Source organism: Sediminispirochaeta bajacaliforniensis DSM 16054, assembly GCF_000378205.1.
Lineage (GTDB): Bacteria > Spirochaetota > Spirochaetia > DSM-16054 > Sediminispirochaetaceae > Sediminispirochaeta > Sediminispirochaeta bajacaliforniensis.
Map to the genome: position 1 here is coordinate 46,904 of NZ_KB899428.1, position 21,968 is coordinate 68,871.

At 51.9% G+C, this 21,968-nt stretch carries 11 protein-coding genes; 3 read left to right on the top strand and 8 right to left on the bottom strand.

Annotated features, from left to right (window positions below; genetic code table 11):
- The first annotated feature begins 78 nt into the window (after nt 1–78).
- Together F459_RS0118500 and F459_RS0118505 are read left to right on the top strand one after the other, a co-directional pair.
- Nucleotides 79–921, top strand: a complete 843-nt coding sequence (locus F459_RS0118500; RefSeq protein ID WP_245540224.1) for a PocR ligand-binding domain-containing protein — start codon at nt 79–81, stop codon at nt 919–921.
- A gap of 93 nt (nt 922–1,014) precedes the next feature.
- Entirely contained in the window at nt 1,015–2,409 is a 1,395-nt protein-coding gene (locus F459_RS0118505; RefSeq protein ID WP_020614201.1) for a tetratricopeptide repeat protein, read from the top strand.
- On the opposite strand, the gene F459_RS0118510 is transcribed toward F459_RS0118505, so the two are convergent.
- The 8 genes from F459_RS0118510 to F459_RS22575 are packed head-to-tail and all read right to left on the bottom strand — an operon-like array spanning nt 2,390 to nt 14,984.
- The gene (locus F459_RS0118510) at nt 2,390–5,242 is read right to left on the bottom strand and encodes an efflux RND transporter permease subunit (protein WP_020614202.1); all 2,853 of its coding nucleotides are present in this window, start codon (nt 5,240–5,242) and stop codon (nt 2,390–2,392) included. The genes F459_RS0118505 and F459_RS0118510 overlap by 20 nt on opposite strands.
- The gene (locus F459_RS0118515) at nt 5,229–8,213 is read right to left on the bottom strand and encodes an efflux RND transporter permease subunit (protein WP_020614203.1); all 2,985 of its coding nucleotides are present in this window, start codon (nt 8,211–8,213) and stop codon (nt 5,229–5,231) included. The genes F459_RS0118510 and F459_RS0118515 overlap by 14 nt, the downstream gene beginning before the upstream one ends.
- Entirely contained in the window at nt 8,210–9,628 is a 1,419-nt protein-coding gene (locus tag F459_RS0118520) for an Ig-like domain-containing protein (protein ID WP_020614204.1), read from the bottom strand. Before F459_RS0118520 ends, F459_RS0118515 begins: the two co-directional genes overlap by 4 nt.
- Nucleotides 9,625–11,109, bottom strand: coding sequence for an Ig-like domain-containing protein (locus F459_RS0118525; protein ID WP_020614205.1), 1,485 nt, complete (start codon nt 11,107–11,109; stop codon nt 9,625–9,627). Before F459_RS0118525 ends, F459_RS0118520 begins: the two co-directional genes overlap by 4 nt.
- Nucleotides 11,106–12,458 carry an efflux RND transporter periplasmic adaptor subunit gene (locus F459_RS0118530; RefSeq protein ID WP_020614206.1) on the bottom strand — a complete coding sequence of 451 codons (1,353 nt, stop codon included), beginning with the start codon at nt 12,456–12,458 and terminating at the stop codon, nt 11,106–11,108. The genes F459_RS0118525 and F459_RS0118530 overlap by 4 nt, the downstream gene beginning before the upstream one ends.
- Complete coding sequence (locus tag F459_RS0118535; RefSeq protein ID WP_020614207.1) at nt 12,455–13,849, bottom strand: TolC family protein; 1,395 nt, start codon at nt 13,847–13,849, stop codon at nt 12,455–12,457. The genes F459_RS0118530 and F459_RS0118535 overlap by 4 nt, the downstream gene beginning before the upstream one ends.
- The gene (locus F459_RS0118540) at nt 13,846–14,304 is read right to left on the bottom strand and encodes a hypothetical protein (RefSeq protein WP_020614208.1); all 459 of its coding nucleotides are present in this window, start codon (nt 14,302–14,304) and stop codon (nt 13,846–13,848) included. Before F459_RS0118540 ends, F459_RS0118535 begins: the two co-directional genes overlap by 4 nt.
- On the bottom strand, nt 14,301–14,984 hold the full coding sequence (locus F459_RS22575) for a tetratricopeptide repeat protein (protein ID WP_245540225.1): 684 nt from the start codon (nt 14,982–14,984) through the stop codon (nt 14,301–14,303). Before F459_RS22575 ends, F459_RS0118540 begins: the two co-directional genes overlap by 4 nt.
- Nucleotides 14,985–15,165: 181 nt before the next feature.
- Between F459_RS22575 and F459_RS22580 the strand changes: the two genes are divergently transcribed.
- Nucleotides 15,166–21,968, top strand: a 6,803-nt coding sequence (locus F459_RS22580) for a coiled-coil domain-containing protein (protein ID WP_033302067.1), incomplete at its 3' end; no start/stop codon positions are given.

Sequence of the window (21,968 nt, forward strand, 5' to 3'; positions counted from 1 at the left end):
GCCATTTCAGAAAAGAAATACATATACGTTTTGACAAATAATATGGACAAAACAACAATTATCTATCACATTTTATCTATGCAGACCATTTCGGAAATGCTATTTACCAATGAGATGTTTCAGATCTTCGATCATATCTCCAAGGCTTTCGGTTTTCGTACTTCGGTCCTCGATAATACCTTCTTGGAGGTTGCCCCCCTTCGCCGAAGTCCGCTGTGCCGCTACTGCACCATCATTCAGGAGGAGTTGGGGATGCTCGATCGCTGCCGGGAAAACGACCGAAAGCAGTGCCTCCTTGCAGCTTCTACCGGAAAAACCCTATTCTATCAATGTCATGCTGGACTCGCCGAGGCTCTTTACCCCCTTTTTATTGAGGATAGCTGTTTCGGCTATATCATCGTCGGCCAGTTTCGCCTGGAGTCGGGAATTCCCGATGTGCTGCTTTCGGAGGTCCGCGACCGGAACCTACGGAAAGGGATGGAGCAGGCGTATGAAAGCCTGCCTTCCTATAACAGCGAACAATTGAAAAGTATTCTCCGCCTGATCGAGATCACGACAAGCTATCTGATAGAACACCGCATGGTAACGGTAAAGACAAATCTCCTCGTCGAGAGGCTTCTTTCCTTTATCGAGTCGAACCTGGCCGCCGGACCGGCCATGGCCGATGCGGTGGCAGCGGTCCATCGTTCCCCCTCTTCGATCAACCAGGCCCTGCATGCGGTTACCGGGAAAAGCTTCAAACAGCTTCTTGTTTCCATGAGGATGGAGAAGGCTGCCGAACTGCTTGTAAGCGAGGCCTCCCTTTCTGTTGCGGAGGTCGGCTGCCGTGTCGGCATGGATGATCCCTTTTATTTTTCCCGCCTGTTTCGTAAAAACTTCGGCTGTTCTCCCTCTTGCTATCGCAAAAGAGCCCGAGCGTAAAATCTTTGATTGTGTGCTATACTCGTTGAAGGGCAGAATCCGTTTCTGCCGTGTTAATAATGTTTATCGGTTTAAATGTATAAGGAGATCCAAGTGAAAACACGCTATGTACTGCTATTCCTTTCTCTTATCTTTGTTTCATGCTCTGCCTCCTTCGATAGGGATTTTGAAGCGGCGATGGGGCGGGAATCGGGCCCTGAGGTACTAAATGCCCTTCTTGCCCTTGACCAAAGTTACCCCGAAACATTGAAAGTTAAGGTAAACATCGGTGCGCTCTACCTTTTATTGGGACAGCACGAGCGGGCGGCCGTCTATCTTGAACAGGGCAAGAAGCTCGACCGCTGGTATGGAAATAAAAAAACCCGTTACCTCTTGTACGCAAATCTTGCCGAATTGTACTATGCCCAGGCCTCCTACCAGCAAGCGATAGATGCCGGCAGCAAGGCCCAGGAGCTTGATGAGAGCGATTCGGTGGGGGCCGCGTTTGTCCGGGCCAAGGCGCTTGCCGCTTTAGAAGAGTATGAACAGGCCCTCACTGCCTTCGATAGCGCTATTGAAAGCCATCCCGACTTGATGAATAAAACGGACCATGAGATCCTCATAAGCACGCTTATCAAGACGGAAAGCTATGAACGACTTATTATCGAGATCGGTACCTATGCGGCGACCTTCGGCTATAGCCCCGGCCTCGGGCTCCATGAGTCCATGGCGTATCAGCGCCTCGGCCGGGTCGAGGAGTCTCTTTTTGCCGCCTTTAAGGAACTTGAGTACCGAAGGTTCTATGGCATCGTGAGTGAAGAAGAGCTCTCCTCAAGTCTGGATGCTATGTCGACGGCACTATCCGCTTCTGATCTTGAAACCGATGAGGGAAAACAGCTGATCGAGGCTTTCCATTCCTATCTTGCGGGGGATTACGGCAAGGCCTACGAGGTGTTCCGTTTGACGAAAGCCGATACGAGCTTTGCCACATATCTTGTGTTGGCCACCTTACTGGAATCCGGCGAGGAGATACAAGAGAACTTCTCCACTTACGCCGATCTCGAGCAATACTTTTCCGATCTTCCCGGCTACTATTACCATGCATGGCGGGCATTGGAGCGTTTACCCTCCACCAGCTTCGCTAACGTACAGCCGCTTTTGGAAAAAACAATTCAGCTTGCACCGGCGACCGGCTTTGCACGGGAGGCGCGGATTCAGCTTGGACGATTGGTGGGAATAGAAGGGCCTGAGGCCGCTTTGGTCCTTACCAAGGAAGAGAGCAATATCCTCTTTTCCCGGGCCCTGTCCACCGGAGACTCCTCCTATCTTGTACCCCTCATCAAGCTGCAGGAGACAAATGAAAATATCTATCAGCTTCATGCCTATCTTCGATTGACCGAGGCGCTCAAATACGAAGGATTTCGTCGTTTTTGTTCTGCTCAGCAGCCGCAGCTTGGTCCCCTTGCTACAGAGCGCATGGCAAGCCTTCTCATCGTCTATGGGAAGTAGGCCTGTGAGAAATGGGGAAGAGGGCGAAAAACGAAAGATAGAGAAACAGCATTGATGCACCGACACCGAGGGCGATGGTGAGGGAAAAGGAGGCCAATATGGCCTGACTTTGGTTCCCTTTGAAAAGGAGTGGAATGATTCCCGCAATGGTTGTCAGGCTGCTGATGATGATCGACGGTGATTTTTTTCTCAGTGCCAGACCGATAGTACGGCCGTTTTTTTCTATTCCCTTGAGTTCGTTGAGCACCAGAACGCCGTTATTAACGGCAATCCCACCTACGAGAATCAGACCGATCAGGGCTGCACTGTCGACAGCCCTGTGGCTAAGGAAAAAATAGATGAGGGGCAGTGAAAAGGAGAGGGGAATTTGCAACATGCACAAGAGTGTGCTGGTGATCTTTTCAAAATGGAACATGAGTACGATGAAGACACAGGCTGTCGACAGTACGAGGACCAGGATGAGTTGTTGCTGCTGCCGTGCCGTTTCAAGATAGTAGGGGGCAACATATGAGCGATAGCCGGTGGGGTAGTCGCTTGCATCGGAGAGCAGTCTGAGATGTTCTATCGCATCTTTTATTGCATCCCGGGGAACCGACACCGACATGGTTGCGCTTCGTTCCCTTCCGAAATGATAGATGTTTCCCGTCTCCTGCCGTTTATCAAGCGTAGCGATACTATCGACTCTTGTGTAGTTTCCGTTTCCAAGGGGGACCGTCATCGAAAGTAACTGCTTGGTGGAGTATCCTCCCGCCTGCGAGGCAAAGAAACGGATATCGGCATATCCCTGAGGCAAAAGCGGCGTATACCATTTTCCCGTCACAGGGCCGGAAAGGGAGCTGAAGAGGTAATTGTAGATCGAAATCGGCAGGGTCGAGGAAAGGGTAAGGTAATCACTGTCGAAGCTTAGATAGTTTGTCGGCAGGACCTCTTTATAGTGAAAAACAATATCGTCATACCCAAGTTCCGCCTGGATCCTTCTGGCAAGATCTGCGTTTATGGCCTTCAGACGTTCCGTCTCCGGGCCCGTGGTGATAATCGACAGGCTTTGATCCTCATCACCCTTCTCGGGAAAATAGAGGAAAGCCTCTGGTATGGCCCGTGTAACGTTCTGTATGGCCGACCGTACGGAATAGTGATCACCGCCGGGGACAAGGTGTATGCTTGCCTCGACACGTTCCGGTTTGAGGGTTGCACTGAAAAATTTCACCCCTGCTATCGAGGAAATCCGTGATAGTGGGCCGGATGCCCTGCTTTGTACCATATCGAGGTTCACCCCCGGGGGAAATTCGAGATAAAAGCGAAAGCTTTCCTGTTCCGCCGGATCTGATTCTTGTATCTGCATACCCGCGGCCAGATAAAAAACGGCCAGGCAGATAAGCGGCAGAGCGATGATAACGGGGAGACGAATCCTGCTGATTATGGCATGGCCCTTCATAGGGGAGCTCTTTTCCTCAATCTTCACCTGTTTTCCCTTATCGCCCTCCATCGAAGCCAGGAGATCGGGAAGAATGAAAAAAACGTAGAGCATTGAGGCCGTGATCATCATCGAAATGGACAGGGCAATTCCCGCATAGGCCGTTTGCAGGCTATGCGGGGCGAAAATCAGCGGGAGAAAGACCGATATGGTCGATATCCCGGAGACAAGAATGGAATAACGGCTGTAATGGGACTCATCTTCCACAAAAACGACTCCCGCATCTATTACCATACCCGTTCCTACGGCAAGGCCCGATAGGGTCATGATGTCCAGGGAAAAGCCGAAAACCTTCAGCCCCGCGATGGTGATGACCAGGGAAAAAGGGATATTGAGACAGATAAGTAAGGCTGGGGCCGCTCTTTTAAGAATCAACATGGTCAAAAGGGATACGGCCAAGATGCCTATCCCTATGTTGATTGCCACCTGCCTGAGCGCCGACTCGATATGTGCCCCATGATCATAGACGATGGTGGCATTGGGAATCGCTTTCGACGCCTCCCGAAGTCCTGCACAGAGCCGGACGCTGTTCGCATCACCGGCCTTGGATACCGAGACGAGAATAGATGCCTTACCGTTGAAAAGGGCAAGGGATTTACGCGGAGTCTGATCAAGGCTGATATCGGCGACATCACCCATCCTGAGGTTTCTGCCGACTGGGAGTTGCGCTATATCCGAAATGGACCTCACCCTGCTGTCGACGATTGCCGGCAGATGATTTGCGACGTTCCATGAGCGAATTAAATTCCAGGATCCGAGGGCATTGTTCAGATCGGAAAGGGTAAGCCCGCAATGGGCCAGCAGCCACGGAGAAAAGCGTATTTGTACCTCTTTTTGCGGGGCCCCACCGATCTCGACCCTTCCCGTTCCCTCAACGTTTTCGAATCGGGTACGTAGTTCCTCTTCGGAGATATCCTGGTCGTAGTCGACTGCGAGAATAAAAACAGGCCTGGACTTCATGTCGCTTTTCAGAAGCACCGGACGTTGTACTCCCTCGGGCAGGCTTGCGTAAAGCCTTTCTGTGACATCCCTGACCAGAAGGTAGGAACGGTCAAGTTGAGCGGTATCATGGAAAAAAATCGTGATTGTCGCCGATTCTTGTTCGCAGACGGAACTGATCCGTTTTATTCCCGGGATGGACTGAAGTTCGTTTTCAAGGGGAGATGTTATGAGCCTCTCGATCTGCTCCTGGAAGACGCCCTTATACTCAATTTGTACGGATATTGCCTTCATACCGGTTTCGGGGAGATACCCCAGGTCGATTGATCTTGAAAAGATCAGACTAAGCAGCATGAGCGTAATCAAAAGAAAGAGTTTTCGTTTCGGATGTAGGCTTTTGGGGCTATTATCGGCTTCCATGTTTTGTTACGTAATCAAGGGCGGGAAAGATCAACAGCGAAAGAACCGTTCCTATAAGCAGTCCTCCGATTACGGAAGTTGCGGTATGGGCCTGCAGGGTCGCTTCGGGAGAGCCGTTGAGCATGAGGGGCAACAGGGCGGTCACGGTTGTCGCCGTGGTGAGAAAGACCGGTCGTAAACGCCCTCCGGCCATGCGTACCAGCTCTTCCTTATTCCTGCTATGGAGAAAAGAGGCCTTGAGGATGATCGTCGTATTGATGGCGGTCCCAAAAAGAATCAGTATTCCTATCCCCGAATTGATATTCAGACTCCTTCCCGTTACGGTAAGAAAGAGAAAACTGCCGCATGCCGAGAGGGGGAGCACGATCATAAGCAACAAGGGCGCAGAAAATGATTCGAACTGTGCTCCGAGGAAAAGGTACATAAGGACCAAGGCGATTGCGAAGGTTCCGATAATGGCCCGCATACTCTCGGCAAAGCTGCTTTGATCTAAACGTTCCCGTTTTATCCCCATTGTGGAGGATCGTCCTGTCAGCACTGCATTGTTGCCTTCCTTTACGAATAAAAGAATGCTTGGCACTCGGTTATAGCGGTACAGATCGCGCTGCTTCGGCAGACGCTCGAAACGCACCATGTTTCCGAGCTTGACAAAGCCATTCTGTGTCTGTAACGGTATCGCCTCGACTTGCCTCCTGGATAACCTGTCATATCCCGCTATCTGTACGCGGATATCGATCTCCTCATCCCGAAGCGTTATGGTGCCGACGAGTGAACCTTCGACAAGGCCCTTCAATGTCCCGGCAATTGCAGAGGGGGTGATGCCCGAATTTCTGCAAGCCAATTGGTCGGGAACCAGACGCAGTTCGGTGTAGCCCCCGGATTCTTCCAGACGAGGATCCGATTCCGGGGCCTCTTGCAGCAACTGGGACCGATAGGCCCGGGCCTCTTGCAGCACGTTTTCCCTTTCCCTGCCTGAAAATCTCAGGCGAATCTCCTTCCCTTTGGAAAGCAGACGCGAGATAGGATCCGAACTGTCGGGCCAGGAGAGTTTTCCGACTGAAAGTATTGCTGCCTCCCGTTCTATGTGTGCTTTGAGCATCGCTTCCCTTTTGTAGGTTCGCGGCGCATAAAAGAAAGTGAAGAATATGTCGTTCAAAGAAGATTCTTTTTTTGCCCGTTCGAGAGGGTTATCCGCCTCGTATCCGGTATATGCATACCCGCCGCTGATTCCTTCGGCCTCTCCTGTCGCTTGTAAAAATCTCTCTGCCGTATCCTCCACCTCATCAAAGGGGGTATCGGCCGGAAGCGACAGGGAGAGTTGAAGCCTTCCTTCCGGGACAGAGGGCATCGTTTCTTTCGGCAGCACTGTAGCCAGACCGAAAAGGGCGGCAAAGCTGATGATGATCAGAAGGATTATCATGAAGGGTCTTGCTATGAGGGCGTGCAGGAGCTTTCCGTATACGCTTTCCGCACGGTCAAAGATTTTTTTTGAGGATGATTCTTTTGTCTTCGGGGAAATCAGCACATAAAGGGCCGGTGTCAGGCTCATTGAAACCAGAAACGAGAAGATAAGAAGAAGCGAGATCGTGATCGCCAGTTCCCGAAAAAGTATACCGATGATGCCAGGTACAAAAACAATCGGCAAAAAAACGAGGAGGGTCGTCATAGTTGAACCAAATGTAGAAGAACCCATTTCGAGGACCCCCTCGGCAATAGCGGCATGATCGCGCCGACCCTGGATCCTTTCAAGTACAACAATACTGTTGTCCACGATCATACCGATACCGATGGCGATTCCCGTGAGTGACATCACATTCAGTGAAAGGCCGAAAAGATACTGGAAAAAGAAAATGGGAATGATTGCCGCAGGTAAGGATGATAAGAGTATCACGGCCGAAGAGATCGACCGTAGAAAAATCACCATGACGAGAAAGGCCGCAGCACTGCCAAGTATCAGCGAAATGGCAAGCTCCCTGAAGGCCGACCGAATTCTCTCCGCACCATCTTCGAGAAAAATAATTTCGATATCGTTTGCATAGTTCCTGCGAATATCCGTAAGTTCCCGGCGTAAGGTCCTCGATGCATTCAGGGTCCCTTCTTCCGGACTCGGCCAAAGAAAGGCACCTACGCAGGGCTCGCCATTATAGGAAAAAAAGGAGGTCCGCTCTGCGTGGCCCAGCCGCACCTCGGCTATCTCTCCTAATGAGAGAAAGCTTCTGCTTTCGACCGGAACCGCTATGCGCTGTAAGGCAGAAAGATCGACGGTATCGGTGCTTGCCTTGATCAGGTGTTCTTTCCCCCCCTCGTTTACTTTGCCGATGGGCAGTTCAAAGACCGATGATGCAAGCAGCGAAGGAACCTCGTTTAGCGCAAGCCCTGCTGCCGTACAGGTGTCGGGATCGAGCAGGACCTTAACCTCAGGGGAGGTAATACCACGCAGGCGTACCGTGGCAATGCCCTCGACCTGCATGAGGCGCGTTTTCAGGTCGTATCGTATGGTCCTGTCGAGCTCCTGGATCGAAGTACCCTCTTTGGGGCGCAAAACTAAAATGAATGGTGCCTCGTTTTCTCCACGCTCGGTGAATACCAGGGGTTTTTCGATACCATGGGGAAGGTAGGGATATGCCGAATCGATCTTTTCCCGCACCTCAAGGGCCGCTTTGTAGCTATCGGTTCCCCAGGAAAATCTCAGCAGGATGGAACTGATCCCCTGGCGGCTGAGGGACTCGAGCTCCTTGACTCCCGATACCCCGGAAAGGACATTCTCAAGGGGAACGGTGACCTGCCGCTCTATCTCCTCTGCCGAGATATTTTCGAATTCGCAGACAACTCTTACCTCAGGGAAAAGAATCGTCGGCAGATACTCGCCCTTAAGGCGGGGAAAGGAGACGACTCCGAAGAGTATCAGGGCGAGATAGAGCATGAGGGTCGACAGGGGGTGATCGAGGAACCAACGCAAAAACGATTTCACGGCGGCAGCACCTGCAAGGTAAGAAGGTAGTCGTTTTCCAGATAGTTGTCGTAGCTGTCGCAGAGGGAAGCTTCTATCCTGATTGTACAAATCGACGAGATGCCGGAAGCCATCTCAATAGAAGCGTCGACGTGAACGACCGACTCTGTAGCTCCGACATCTATGCTGTAGGAGGTGAAATCGAGGGATTGAAAGGCGGAAGAGGAGAGCGAGAATGCATCCATAAAAGATGAGGTATCGACGACCGCCCCCTGGGCATGGTGCAGGTAGAGATCGAAACGGGCACGGTCGCTATCGCTGATGGTAAGCGTATCGTTGAGGTGCAATTCTGCCGGTGCGGGACTTGCCGTATCATTGATGAAGATGATCTTTGAAAGGCTTAAGGGGAGGCTGTGGGGGCCGTCGACGAGAAAACGATAGGTTGAATCGATGATGTTCAACTCATAGAGTTTGCCGTATTCCAGCACTTCGTCGAAGATGATATGAAGAGTCGTATTATCAGAATTCCACGTATCATCATATGATATTGAAGGATTAACCGTGATGATATCCCGCTTTTCATCCTCGGGGACCGCTGCGCTGAAGGTAACGAGAAGCTCATCCGCTTTTTCAATTCCCGTTGTATAGGCCGTATCTGCTATATCGTGAAGGAAAAATCCTCCGCTGATATCCTCAACCGATGAAATTTCATAGCTTCCCTTATCCCCGGCGGTAAAGCGAAAGGATGTTTCTTTTGTCATTTGATTTCCCGCCAGATCTCGGACTCCCCTTAACATCTGTACCTCGTACTCTTCTCCCGTTTCATAGGGAACCAGGGGCGTAAAGGTTGCGCTTCGCCCGTCCGGGGACCATGCTATGGTTCCCATGACTTCCGGCGTGATGGAGAAGTTGTCGATAAAACTGATTTCATCGATTCCTTCGCTGAATTCGATAAGAATAGTCGCATAGGGATCGGAAACAAGATCGCCTGCCCGGGGACTTGTTCCTGTTATAAAGGGAGGATCGATTTCCTCTCCGGTAAAAAACTGATGATTGACCTCATGCAGCAGGGAATTGCCGTAATCATCCTCCGCCTCGGTGGTGACGGTGACGGTATAGACATGGTTGGAGGTAATGCCGAGATAGGGAGTAAAGATGAGCCTGTCGGAAGCCCAGCTGAAGCTTCCCTCCAGTTGCTGATCATCCTGGGAGAATATGCAGGCAGCCTCGGTTTGGGGCCGGTCCATGGACGAGGAGAACCAGATGCTTATCTCCTGTACATCGGCAGGATCGGCATAGCCTTCCGCCGGTGTTATAGAGCGCACCTCAGGGGCATCCATATGAAGGTAGTCGTCGATCATATGGCAGCCCGGGATAAGCAATAGAACGAGCACTGCAATGATACGTGCGGAAACCGGAAACGAGATGGCTTTCATGGCTTTGGCACCACCAGAAGCTGTTCGATGCTTTGCGAAAGGAAACTCCCTTCGTTATTGGCTATTCCCGATGATCCACCGGCAATAGTCATGAGATAGTAGTGTTCGCCGCTACTGGAAGAGCGGAAATTGGTATAGGTGGCGGTGAGGGTGTAATCATCCTGCCAGGAGTATGCAGCGGGAGAGGGACTGCCGGATGAGGAGAAAATTTCGGCTATGGATATCTTTTCCTGCACGGCCGCTTTTTCTTCCACCTGAGCAAAGGGGCGGGAAAAGCGGAAGCGGAAGGTATAGTCGAATGGAGAAGGCTCGGAGCTCCCGATACTCTGGGCCTGGCTGCTTGAGTATGAAGTGAGGCTGAAGGAGTTACCAGGGGCCACCCCCTCTATGGCCGAGAGTTCGAGAAGGGGAATATTGGGAGTAAATGTTTTCTTGACATCGATCCCCATGGGAATCTGATGTTCGTCTGTGACCTCCGCCTCTATTTCCAGCAGATATTCCTGGCCCATGGTGTATCCCTGTTCGGGAATGAAAACCAAGGCGTTGCGATCGGGATACTCTGCGGAAGGATCAGCGATCCAGAATGTGGTTCCGGGGCAATTGGGGGAGATGGAAAAACCCTCTTCCACCGAATCCTGGTCCATGGTCTCGGAAAATCCTATCCTGATTGCATCGTGGTAACGAAGGTCGTTGAGATCTTCGCTGAGAACGGCAAAAGGGCTGGCAGCTGTCCAACTATTTTCTGCAACACTTACATAGAGAATGGTGGGGGCATCGTCGTCATCGTCGACAAAAAAGCTGAACTGGCTCTCCGCCGGATAGGGTACCCCCCTGCTGTCTGTAAGATCTTCATCGATGGTGATGTGATACAGGGTGAGGTTTTCCCATTCATCCTCGGGAAAGATCAGAAGCAGCGTATCTTCCTCTTGCCAGCTATGCTGATACGCTATGGAGGGACTGATGTCCAGCCCCTCGGCCACACTTGTATCATCCATTGGGACGGAAAAACGAAAGGAAAGCTGGCTTTCTCCCGAAATAGTCGATCCGGGTGCAGGAATAATCTCTGTGATTGCAGGGACAGATCCCTCCTCTGCGGCATAAAAAAAGACAATCGTCTTACTGACCGTATATGTCCTTCCCTTATCATCCAGGAACTTTCCTGAAAAAACGAGACTGTAGCGCCTGCCCGGAATAAAACCTTCGTCTGGAAGAAATGAGACGTTTCTTTTTTCCCAGCTATATCGCCCCTCGAGTTTTCCCTCAAAATCGGAGACGGAGAATATATCCTCAACGCTGTACCTGTCTACCCCGAAATCAAAGGAAATGGTGGGGAACCGCCCCTCGGGAAGCAGGTCGTATGAACCTGAGGGAAAGTATTCGATCTCATCATAATCGGGGAAAAAAAAGAGGTTGCAGGCCAACAGACCTCCCGACAGATAGATCAATAAGCAGACCGGTAATAGGTGCCGGAGCCTCTTCATGGCAGAACCTCCACCTCCATACCGTCAGAGAAATCGGCCCCGGGAGTGACTGCGACGATATCCCCCTGGCTTATTCCCGACGAAATAACGGCCCTATCATCTTCCTCTTTCGCTACCTCTATTTGGGTTTTAAACAGTCTCGAATTTCTGACCAGAAAAAGATACGTCCCCGTTTCCTCCTTGATAAGGGCCGAGACTGGTACGACAAGAGCGCTGTACGGTATCCCTGTTTCGATGGTCAGACGAACGAACATACCCGGTCGAAGAGACGAAGAATCGTCGAGACGAATTTTCGCTGCCGTTGTTCTGCTTTCGGCGTTTGCATAGGGGGCGATGAAGTACAGTGTTCCCGTATAGCACCTGTCGGATAGATCGCTACGAATTTCCACCCTTTGTCCCTTTTGTATAAAGCGAGTCTCCTGTTCCGGAATTTCCGCCTGAACAATGAGAGCGTTTTGTGAAAAGATGGTAAACAGGGGAGTCTCGGTGCTTGCTTTCTCTCCGAGATAGATATTCTTTGCAGCGATAACCCCTTGTATGGGAGCGCGTATTTCCGAGCGGGATATAAGGAGGTTTACACTTTGAAGATTTGACCTGGCCGCATGCAGACGGGCCTCGGCAACGGTAAGCTCGGCCTGAAGGGTCCTGGTATTTACTTCGATCAAGACCTTGATCCGTTCCTCTTCATCTTGCGGAACACTCAAGCCTGCTTGTGTAATATCGATGTCGCGAAAACCGATATTCTGGATGGCCAGCTCTCCCTCGGCGGTAAAAAGCTCGGTTTCCGCACTCTTTTTCTGAACCAGGAGGCTCTGGAGTTCTTCAGCCGTCACTCCTTCAATCTCAAAAAGCTGCTTCTTGTTCTCATAATTCCTGCTGACCTGTTCCAGCTCGGCCTTCAGTTGCCCGATCTTTGCTTCGGCATTTTTTATCGAGATGAATTTCGCCTCTATTTGTTTCTTTCCGTCTTCCAGCTGTTGCCTTGCCAGCTCAACCGCTGCCTCTGCCGATACGATTTCTGCTTCCGCCTCGCTTTGCTTGATATCCAGCTCTTCGGTATCGATAAGCGCCAAAAGCTCACCCTTTGTAACACGATCTCCCTCATCCACCAACAAACGGACCACCGTCCCTTCCACCAGAGAGGAAACATCGGCCTTGTCGAGGTAGGAAACGGTGCCGAACGAGGAAAACTCCGATCGGATCGTTTCCTCGTTAACCTCTGCAACCGAGACCCGTTCAGTGACCTCCTCGTCGATTACTGTCGCCGCAGCGGATGATTGACGGGAACAAGAGGAGAGGACCAGGAGCAAGGCCGCGGCGGAAAGGGTAAAAAAACGGTTCAGGTTCATACAATAATCTCTTTCACCGTCTCTGCTATGCCCCTTACGCCGCAGGACTGAAGGAATGTAGCTTCCGAATTGTAGAGATCGACGAAACTTTCGATGAGCTTTGCCTCCTGTTGTGTAAGGGATACCTGCTCTTCGATAAGGTCGATTCGTGTTGCCTCTCCCAATTCAACCTCCTTTTGCAGGATGGAAATTTCTCTGCGGGAGATTTCCATCCGCCTCTGTGTGAGGGAGATCGTATTCATCTGATGATCGATATCGGTAAGGGCCTCTTCGATGTCGAATCGAAGATTTCGCTGGCGATCTTCGTAGGAAGAATAGCCTTTAGCCAGCTGCAGGGAGGCTTCACGCCCCGATATGAAGCCCTGCAGATTATCGAAAAGCTGAACAGAGGAGCTGTTTCCTATAGATCGTTCCTGTGGATTTGTCTTTCCCGCGCTCACATCTGTTTTGAACGGAAAAGCCGGAAGGTTGAAGGTAAAAACCATGCCGAGACTGTAACCGAATTCGGAAAGCGGAAGCTCTTCCCCCGACATAGAAAGCTCCAGTTCCGCATTGATTGATGGGATCCATGATCGTCGTGTCTGATCTCTTGTCGTCCTTGCATTTTCAAGCTGGATGAGCAGTTTCTGCAGGTCGCTGTTTTGATAAAGCGCAAGGCTTGCATATCGTTCGATCTCCTTTTCAAGATTTTTCCCCACAAGAAGAAAACCATGGTAGTCGGGGTTTATCCTTCCCCTGATAGAAGGCAGGCTGTCCGGAGGAATTTCCAGGATTCTCGACAATTGAAAGATGTAACGCTTTTCATCCTGACGGGTTGAGGCAAGGGAGAGGTCGATTTCTCCCAGCTGGGCCTCCATCTCAAGCAGATCAAGCTCGGTAATCATGCCGAGGCGATGTTCCTGCCGTGCAATGGTTATTTGTTTGAGGACGATCTCTCTTGTTGCCGATTGTATCTCCAGAATCCTCTTGTTTTTCAAGAGATTTGTGCAGATGGTGATTACCTGCAGGGCCAGCTGTTCTTTTATCTCATCGGTTTCTATGTCGCTAAGATAGAGCTGCGACCTCAGGTTCCTATACTGATAGGCGAGCTGTCCTCCGTCGTAGAGCAGCTGATCGACGGAAAATGTCGCCTTTTTGATACGGGAATCCGCACTGTCGTAGCTTACCGAATCACTTTGGGAGTAATCGATTCCGAGACTCGGGAGAAAGTTCCTTTTCTGTATTGCGATCTTTGCCCTGGCAATTTCCCTGTCTATACTCCGGTAATTGATCTCGTCACTTCGGGACAGGGCAAGCTCTATGGCTTCGTGGGGTGATATCGACGATAGTTCCTGGGCACAGAGCACGGGTGTGTGGAACATGCTGAAAAGAAGGGCCGCAAACAGGATCATCGCACTACCGTTTTTACGCCTTTCCTTACGATTCGGTACAGGTATGAGGCCGATTCGATGGTATGTTCGGTCTCCTCGGAAAAGAAGTAGCGCCGCACAACTTTGCCGTTTGCCTGGTCCGTGAGTTGACAGCCGAGGGATACGGCATGGATTTTACGAAAATCCTTGACGATATCTCTTTGGTCGATCCTGAGATCCAAACGATATCGAGCCCCTTCCTGCAGCGTATAGCGAGTTCCCAGTTCCATCAGCATTGCATCACGGGCAGTCTTTTCGGCCGGAGGCTTCTCTCCGGAAAAGGAAAGGTCTATGGTTCCGGGATAGACGGTTGCCTCTTCCTCGATAGGTGAGATTTCTTGGAGCTTCGAAATCGAGGAGGGGTTGAACAGGGTGCCGCAGCCGCCGAAAAGCGGAAGCAGGAAAAAAAGAAGCAGGTATCGCGTTTTTGATTTCATTCGGTTTCCCCCGATTCGAGCGTTTTTATGATGGTATCGAGTGCAGGACGAAGCGAACTCTCAGGCCCCGCAAAATCGGCGGCCTTTTTATATTGTTGCAGACTCGGCTCCCATAGGCCGAGACTCCGATAGAGCTCTCCCGTCTCTATATAGAGTTCCACCCCTCTTTGCAGGGAGGCCTCGGCACGGCTATAAGCCTTTAAGGCCTTATCGATGTGGCCGTCAGCCCGGTACGCCTTTGCCAGCAGGAACTGCAGTTCGTAATCCTCAGACGAAAGGCTCAGGGACTTCTGCACATACTCGATGGCCTTTTGCGGGTTTCCTGCGGCCAGATAGCTTCGACAGAGCCATTTTACCGCATCGATGTGTTCGGGCCGCTTTCCGGCCACCTCTTCAAGGTAGGATATGGCCTCATCGGTTTCTCCAAGGAAAAAACAGCTTTTTCCGAGCATGACACTGTTCTGAGAAAAATGGGGGTAGTCATGATGGACAGATACGAAGATATCTCGGGCGGTACGGTAGTCGCCGTTTTGATACCGCCGCTTCCCCTCGACATAGCGCGTAGCTGCCTGCTCAGAAGGGACGGAAGGCGAACATGATGAGAAAACTAATAACAGGAATCCGCATATACACAGGTACATTGCGGTTGCTATAACCGAAAAACGACTTCTTTTTTTCAAAACATTCTCAAAAAGACATTATTGGCTCAAAATTGTCTGTGCAGTATATAATGATGAAATTTCGTCGTCAAGCGAAAGGGTGCAAAAGTTTTGACAGAGAAAATGTGTTACTACTATAATGAACCAGAATTGAATAAAACGGTTATGAAAAAGCGTGTATAGATAAAGGTGGTATTCTATTATGAAAAAAACATCGTTTCGCTCAACGCTTGGGCGCTGTCTTGTATGGTTTGTAATCCTGAATCTAAGCGGAGTTCCCACACTTTTTGCGCAAAGCTTTTCCGATCCACAGTTCGGGGCCCGGGTCCTCTTTGATCGTGCCGATCGTGCATCTGATCTTTCCGAATGGACGAATATAGCCGAGGATGGCTTCTCTGAGCTCTCCGAAAGCGAACAGGTAAACTTCGAGGCGCTGCTTGAAGATCGGCTTCTCCGTTTTTCGCAGGACAATTTTCAGCAGCAGATGGAAAAGGTGGATATCGCCTTGCTCCTGGAGCGTCTTGCGGAAGTAAATAAGCATCTTCTGTATCAGACGGATGAAAACGGAGCCATCCTCTACGATGCATCCGGCGACCCTGTTATGTTCGATATAGAGAACTATGATAAGGACCAGGAGGATTGGGATGAAGAGGCCGCTGCTGTGGTAGCAGCCGCCCTTGCTTCATGGCAGGAGGATGCCACGTTTCTCGGGGATGAAATGGCTGGACTCGTCTCCGGCCGCTACAAGGCTATCGTTGATGAGGCGCTGACCACCTCCCTTGCCGAGTATAAAAAGTCGGCGCAAAAGGAACTTGAGGCCCTGGTGGGAAAAAGACGTACAAGTTTTGCCGCTTTGCGTAAACAGGACACCTACAGCCTTCGTCGTAAGCAGGAGGAGGAAAGTGCCGGTGCCCTTGCCGAAACTCTTATTGGTGATACCGAGAAAGAGCTCGAAGCCTCCAGACGGGGACTTCTCGACGGACTTGAAAAGGTGACCGAAGCCCCTGCAACGGAGATTTCCTTACGCATGCAGGATTGGGAAGAAAGTTTTAAGGAGGAATTCGAAAAAGCCCTTGGGCGCTGGGATGATGCGGAAAGCCGTTTTCTCGAAGAGCGAATCAGGTGGGAGCTTGATGCCCAGGACCGCCTTGTGAGTGCCGAAGAGAGTTGGGATAAGGCCTTTACCGAGTTTGCTTCTGCCAGGAGCCGGTGGGCGGAGGAGATCAGTGCGGTCATTGAGGAGGGACGAAGCCTCTGGGAGGAAAAGCAGGCTTCTTTCAGCAGCGAATTCAGCGATGCCGTTGCCGGTCTGGAGGCTTCTGCCAGTGGGGAGCTTGAGAAGTTTAAGGCGGAGATCGACCAGGCCCTTTCCACCTTTCGTTCAACCGTCGGCCTCCAGTCCATGGCCGAACAGTACCTCGAATACTATGAAAGCCGTAGGGCTGATGTTGAGGCCTATCGGGACGAACTGCGTCCCGCCCTTGATAAAGCAGAGGTGGCGTATACCAATTACTTTCTGCCGGTACAGTCACGCCGTGACAAGAGTTTACGTCTCAAAGAGTATTTCGATGGAGGGGCTGCCCTTCCTTCGGCATCTGCGCGGGACGAAGACCTTGATTGGTATGTGGATGTCATAGAGGAAGCCGAGGAATCTCGTTTCCGTTCCTTCGGTTTTTCCAAAGACCAGGCAGCAATGATGTGGGTATACGATATCGGTGAAACTGGGGTCACCTTTGGTATCAAGAACTTTTTTTCAGGGCATACCTCCAAAACCCTTAGCCATAAAGAGCTTGCCGAAAAGCTCTGTGCCGTGTACCAGGCTAGCTATAAAAATAACATGTATCGGGAGGCCGAGTATCAAAAACAGTACGAACTCTACCATGCCAGGGACGCCGAAGAAGAGGATTACCAGCGGGAAATCGAGGCGTGGAAAGGCATCCTTGAAACCGCACTTTCCGCCCGGGAAGGTGCCGAAGCGCATCTCTACGATTTAGAGGACTATGCATCGGGCTATGGAAGCGATCGGGGGGAATACTCGGTGGCGGGGGATAGCTATGAGGCGGAACTTGCCCGTCTCTCCAGAAGGGTTTCCTATTTACAGGGGCAACTTGCGGTATCGGAGGCGGTCATTGCGTATGTACATGAAGAGAGCTCGCTGAGGCCGACCGAGGCGGAAACGGCGGCCGAGCTGGAGGCCTCGGCCGAAAGGCTGGAAGAGGCCAGAAACGGCTATAATGCGGCCCAGGAAGCGGTGCAGGGGCTTATGGCGGAGATGGAAAGGCTCCAGGAAGAGATGGACCAGATGAGTGAATCCGCCATCGCTCCGGCAGAGGAAGCCCTTTCGGAAGCAAGAGAGCTCTTTGAGAACGCCTGGAGCGTCTATACGGCAAACGATACGGCTCTTCTTACCAGCGTTATCAACGATATGGAACACGAGATCAGCTCCTACTATCTCGAAAACGGCAGGTTCGATCTCTATATGGACTATTTTACGGCGGCCGAGCTGTGGAACCGTAATAACGAGGAGGAAGAACAAAAAAGCCTTCTTGAAGAACTCGATGCTTCATCCCATGAATTGGAGGAGTCGCTTGCGTCCCTTGAGGAGTTTCATATCAACTGGGAAGCTTGGGACGGCTCCCTTTTTACCGCAGCCCTTGCCGATGCCGGTTTTCAGTTTCCCGAGGAAAAACGGTCGGAGCTTAGCGCCCTCTTTGATGCAGGAAAGAATAGCGGCGGCGAGGGACAACTGGCACGGGCCTGCCTGGAAGAAGAGCTTGCTTCTTACCGGAATAATATCGCTTCTCAGCTGGCCTATAAGCAGGCTGCAGGGACGATACTGGAAATAGAGAATTTCGATGCCTGGGGGGATGAGGCAGGATGGCTGGCTTGGCTCCGGGAGGATGCGGAGGCTGCGGAGAACGGTTACCTTGCTGCCAAGGCCTCCCTTCTTCGTGACGCTCTGCGTTATTCAGATGGGGAGGACGATGAGGAGCGTGCACTGTTGGCATCCTATCTCAAGGCCCTGTATCCGGATGAGGCCGAACGTGCAGATCTGGCCGATGCCTACGACGACTTTGCCGAAGGTTTGACCCTGGTAGCCGAGGGCTCCGTGAGCAGAGAAGAGGCGGTGGAGGGGATTGACCCAGCACTGCTGGAGTTGTTTCACGACTTTGTGGACAACGGGGGCATTGCCGTGAAAAACGGCTACGATCTGAGCAATCCTTTTTTGAAGGATGAGCTTTCTCGGCTGCAGGATAAAAGGGCCCTTGTCTCTGCAGCGGATGAGTACGGCGCTCAGATGATTCCCGTGGCCGATGCTCATCGGAATTCGATGCAGACAGAGCTGCTCGGACTTTTTTCCTTCGACAGGGAGGAGGAACCATACCTGTCGAATAGTGATGATCTTGTTCTGCTTTTGTCCGATATGTACAAGGCTGGTGAGATTCCCGACTATTTTGAGGATCGGGTCCTCTATTACCTCGCCTCCGTAGCGGCCCGGGACGAGATTGACCTTTCTGGTGCAGAAGAGCTTCTTGGTTCGGCGGACAGCGGGCTCTCTGCAGCCCTCGAGGCGATGCAAAATACGAGCCCCGAAAGCTATCAGGAGCTGGCAAAGCTTACCAGCCTTGCTGCAAGTCTGGAACTGGAGGGTAGCGAAGAGCTTCTTCTCCTTGCCTCGGCCGCGGTCGTGGAGGATGCAACGGCTTTGGGGCAGGATGCGGGCGAGAGTTTATCGGCCTATCTCCTTCTGTGCGGTTTCCCTTCCGATGCCCTTTCCCTGGATGAGGTTCTGGCCTTCGATCCTGACTCGTATTTTTCCGACCCGGAAGAAGGCTATTGGGCCTATAGAGACGGAGATTACCGTACGGCCGCCGAGGCCGCTTCAGAAACGGATAACCCCTTTCTTTTCGGCCTTACCGCCGCGCTTTTGGATAGAAATGGCGAAGATTTTTCGTTATCGGACCTTGCCTTTGGAACCGCCTCATGGTACCGGCAGGCGATCGACGGCGATATTACCGCCTATTATGCCGGTGCGCTTGCCTCGTATAAGGCGGCATCGGCACTGGCGGAGCTTGAAGGCATAGTGATCGAGGGGGATGATCCCTTTCGCGAGGCCCAGGCTGGGTACGACTTGCTTTCCTCTGCCTTTACCGTCATGAATGGCGAATCCCCGGAGGAAGAAGGTGAGAGCGACTATGCAGCGGCCGCCGCTGCGGTGGAGAGTAAACGAAGGTCCATAGCAGACGCCGAAGAGGATCTTGTGGATCTCAAGACACAGCTTGAGCACCAGCGTGAAGAAAAACTGGCCTATTTGCGGGATGTGGTGACTCCCCGCCAGGAGGCCCTTTCGATGGCCCAGGCCGCATATGACGAGAGCCGGGCCAATTATGGCTTGCTGCTGGACGAGTACCAGGCCCTTGCCGCCTCTTATGGTGAAAAGAGCCTGAGCGTGGATGATGCCTATTCGGCTTTTTGTCAGGCCCGCCTGGAATACCAGGCGGCGAATGAGATCTATGACTATGCATCGGGAGGTTACGATCTGCTCGATTCCGGGCCCCAGGTCCTCTACCAGAGTAGGCAGAAAGAGTATGAGGATGCTCATGGGCTGTTGGCGTTGATGGAGGGGCTGGAGATCGAGGATAGTTCGTTCTCCGATACCCTCGATCCCGATTACCTGGCAAAGCGGGATGAAATCAAAGGGCTTCAGGAACAGATTAGCTATCTTCTTGACGCCTATTCCACCATGGAAGAGAAGGTCGCCCGTACCAATATCTTGATCGGGAATGCATATACCGAAAATCTGGAAGCGGCCTTCGATCTTTTCGATTTTCCCTGTGGAGCCGATGGGTTTATCATTGATTACGATGCGTCTTCCGACCAGCTTAGCGATTTTACCCAGGTGGAGAATGGCGATATCCTATCCTCGGTGGAGGCCTATTTCGACGGTGAAGATGAAGATATCGCAAGGAAGTTTTCCCGGGACATCACCCTGTGGCTCCGTGCCTTGAACGAACACGGGGATCCCGCGGCACTGATGCGACGGTTCGGCCGTGCCTTTTTCTATGAGTTTTCCGAGGCAAAAGAGGACGGTAAATATCTTGTAGATGTTTCCGTTATGGGGGGCTCGGCCTTCAAAACCCTGGTGGATGATTATGTTCATTTTCGTCGCACCGTATCTGTTCCGAGCCCTCTGGGTGATGGTGATATCGAAAAAGAGGTCTCAATAAATGGCCGCCAGTGGCTCAAGGACCAGAGTGCATCCTCCTATACGGCGCTCGCCTCCGGCGATGAGGAGATGCAGCGCCTCTATGCCTTTTACAAGACGATGCTCCGGGGAGGAAAGATGAGGAAGACTGTAAGTGATGCTATAGACCACGAGTTGAGCTATCAGATTTCCTCGTATGTGGATAAAAAGGCAAAAAAGCTTCAGAGAAAATATGGCAGGTGGTACCGGCCCTTAAAAAGAAGAAAGTCCAGAAGAATCAGGGACCTTCGAAGGGCCCTTCCCTCTTATTCGGCCCAAAGGGATGGAAGCCGTTCGCTGATTGCCGATACCCTGGAAACGGCTTCTTCTTCCTATGACCAGTACGCTAGTGAAAAGGAGTATCTGAATCAGCTTCTGGGAAACAAAGGCGGGACCCTTGCCCAGAGCGATCAGCTTATTGCCCTCATCGAGTCTGAAACCGACAGACCGCTTTCAGATGCTCAGAAAGAGTATCTTACCATACAGTTTTCAAAGCTTTCCGATGGAGAGCGCTCTTCCAACTTTACCGCTCTGGAAGGCGTGAAAGAGGCTATGGACGGAGAGATTGCAGGGGCTACGCAAGAGCTGGGGGAACGGGTTGCTCTGCTTCGAAGCGAAAGAAGTGCCCTGCTTACAGAATATACCCGCTTGCAGTCCGAAGATGAGAAGGATTGGGATGCCATCAAAGAGGTCGCGGTACAGCTCTACCAAGATCCTTCGTTCAGCGAAGAGGATTATTTTGATGCTGAACTAAGCTTTTCCCGGGGGACGGAAAGCTACGATCCTTCCGGGGCCGCCGAGGTGCTATCTGCCTACGGAGAGCGCCTTGCCTCCTTTTACGAATATCGTCTTGGCCTTGCCTCGGGCTTGCAACTGGAAAAACTCTACACCGAGGCAGAGGACCTGCAGCGTCAGCAGCTGGCGTGGGAAGAACAGACGGGAGAGCTTTTTCAGGTGGGAATGGCCGAGTGGATCGACGGTTATAAAGTGCTTCTTGGCATGAGAAAGCGCTGGCAGGACGAATATGAGCGTGATTACGTCGAAAAAGCGACGGTGTGGCAGGAGAAGTACGACCGGCTGGTTATGCTGAAGAACGACTGGGCCAATGAAGCGGCTGATGCAGCGGTGCGGACGGGAACGCTTGCGAGTGCGCGGGAACTGGGGCTGGATGCAGATGCGATGATAGCGGAGGCGGAAGGGCTGTTAGTACCTGATATCTCTCTGAAGGCGCCGGACCTTGAGGATGTGACGGCCCGGCTGGTGGATGGAATGACGCTGGGGCGGGTGATGGGAAAGGCGAAAAGTCTGACGGCGCGGCTTGGGACGGATACGGTACTGGTGGCGGCGATGCTGCCGCAGATGAGGGGAATAAGCGGGTCCTTACGAAAGCTTGAGGCGTATGGAGACGAGGTTGGTCAGGAAGTAAGGGAACACGTGGCAGTGGCGCAGGCCTACCAGCTGAGGGAGAGTGTGGAGAAGGCGGAAGAGAGGATACGGGAGCAGGTGGCCAGCGCGAACAGGGGTTTGGAGAAGAACCTGGATAAGACGATGACGGTGGCCGGTTTTCGAAGGAAGGGGAGTAATTACGAGAGGGAAGCGATAGTAGACTCGACGATGTGGGCGACGGAGACGGAGAAACAGAGGATAGGGGTGTACGAGTACTTTGAAGCGCCGAGTTTTGATTACGGAGTGGACCTTTCAGGAGCAGCGATAAAGGACAGTAATACGAGGATACTGGAGGCGAAGGTAGAGAAGGCGAA

Excerpts from the sequence above, each read along its gene's own strand:
- F459_RS0118525 (WP_020614205.1), bottom strand. The coding sequence starts at position 11,109 with ATGAAGAGGCTCCGGCACCTATTACCGGTCTGCTTATTGATCTATCTG.
- F459_RS0118500 (WP_245540224.1), top strand. The coding sequence starts at position 79 with ATGCAGACCATTTCGGAAATGCTATTTACCAATGAGATGTTTCAGATC.
- F459_RS0118535 (WP_020614207.1), bottom strand. The coding sequence starts at position 13,849 with ATGATCCTGTTTGCGGCCCTTCTTTTCAGCATGTTCCACACACCCGTG.
- F459_RS0118530 (WP_020614206.1), bottom strand. The coding sequence starts at position 12,458 with ATGAACCTGAACCGTTTTTTTACCCTTTCCGCCGCGGCCTTGCTCCTG.
- F459_RS0118510 (WP_020614202.1), bottom strand. The coding sequence starts at position 5,242 with ATGGAAGCCGATAATAGCCCCAAAAGCCTACATCCGAAACGAAAACTC.
- F459_RS0118540 (WP_020614208.1), bottom strand. The coding sequence starts at position 14,304 with ATGAAATCAAAAACGCGATACCTGCTTCTTTTTTTCCTGCTTCCGCTT.
- F459_RS0118520 (WP_020614204.1), bottom strand. The coding sequence starts at position 9,628 with ATGAAAGCCATCTCGTTTCCGGTTTCCGCACGTATCATTGCAGTGCTC.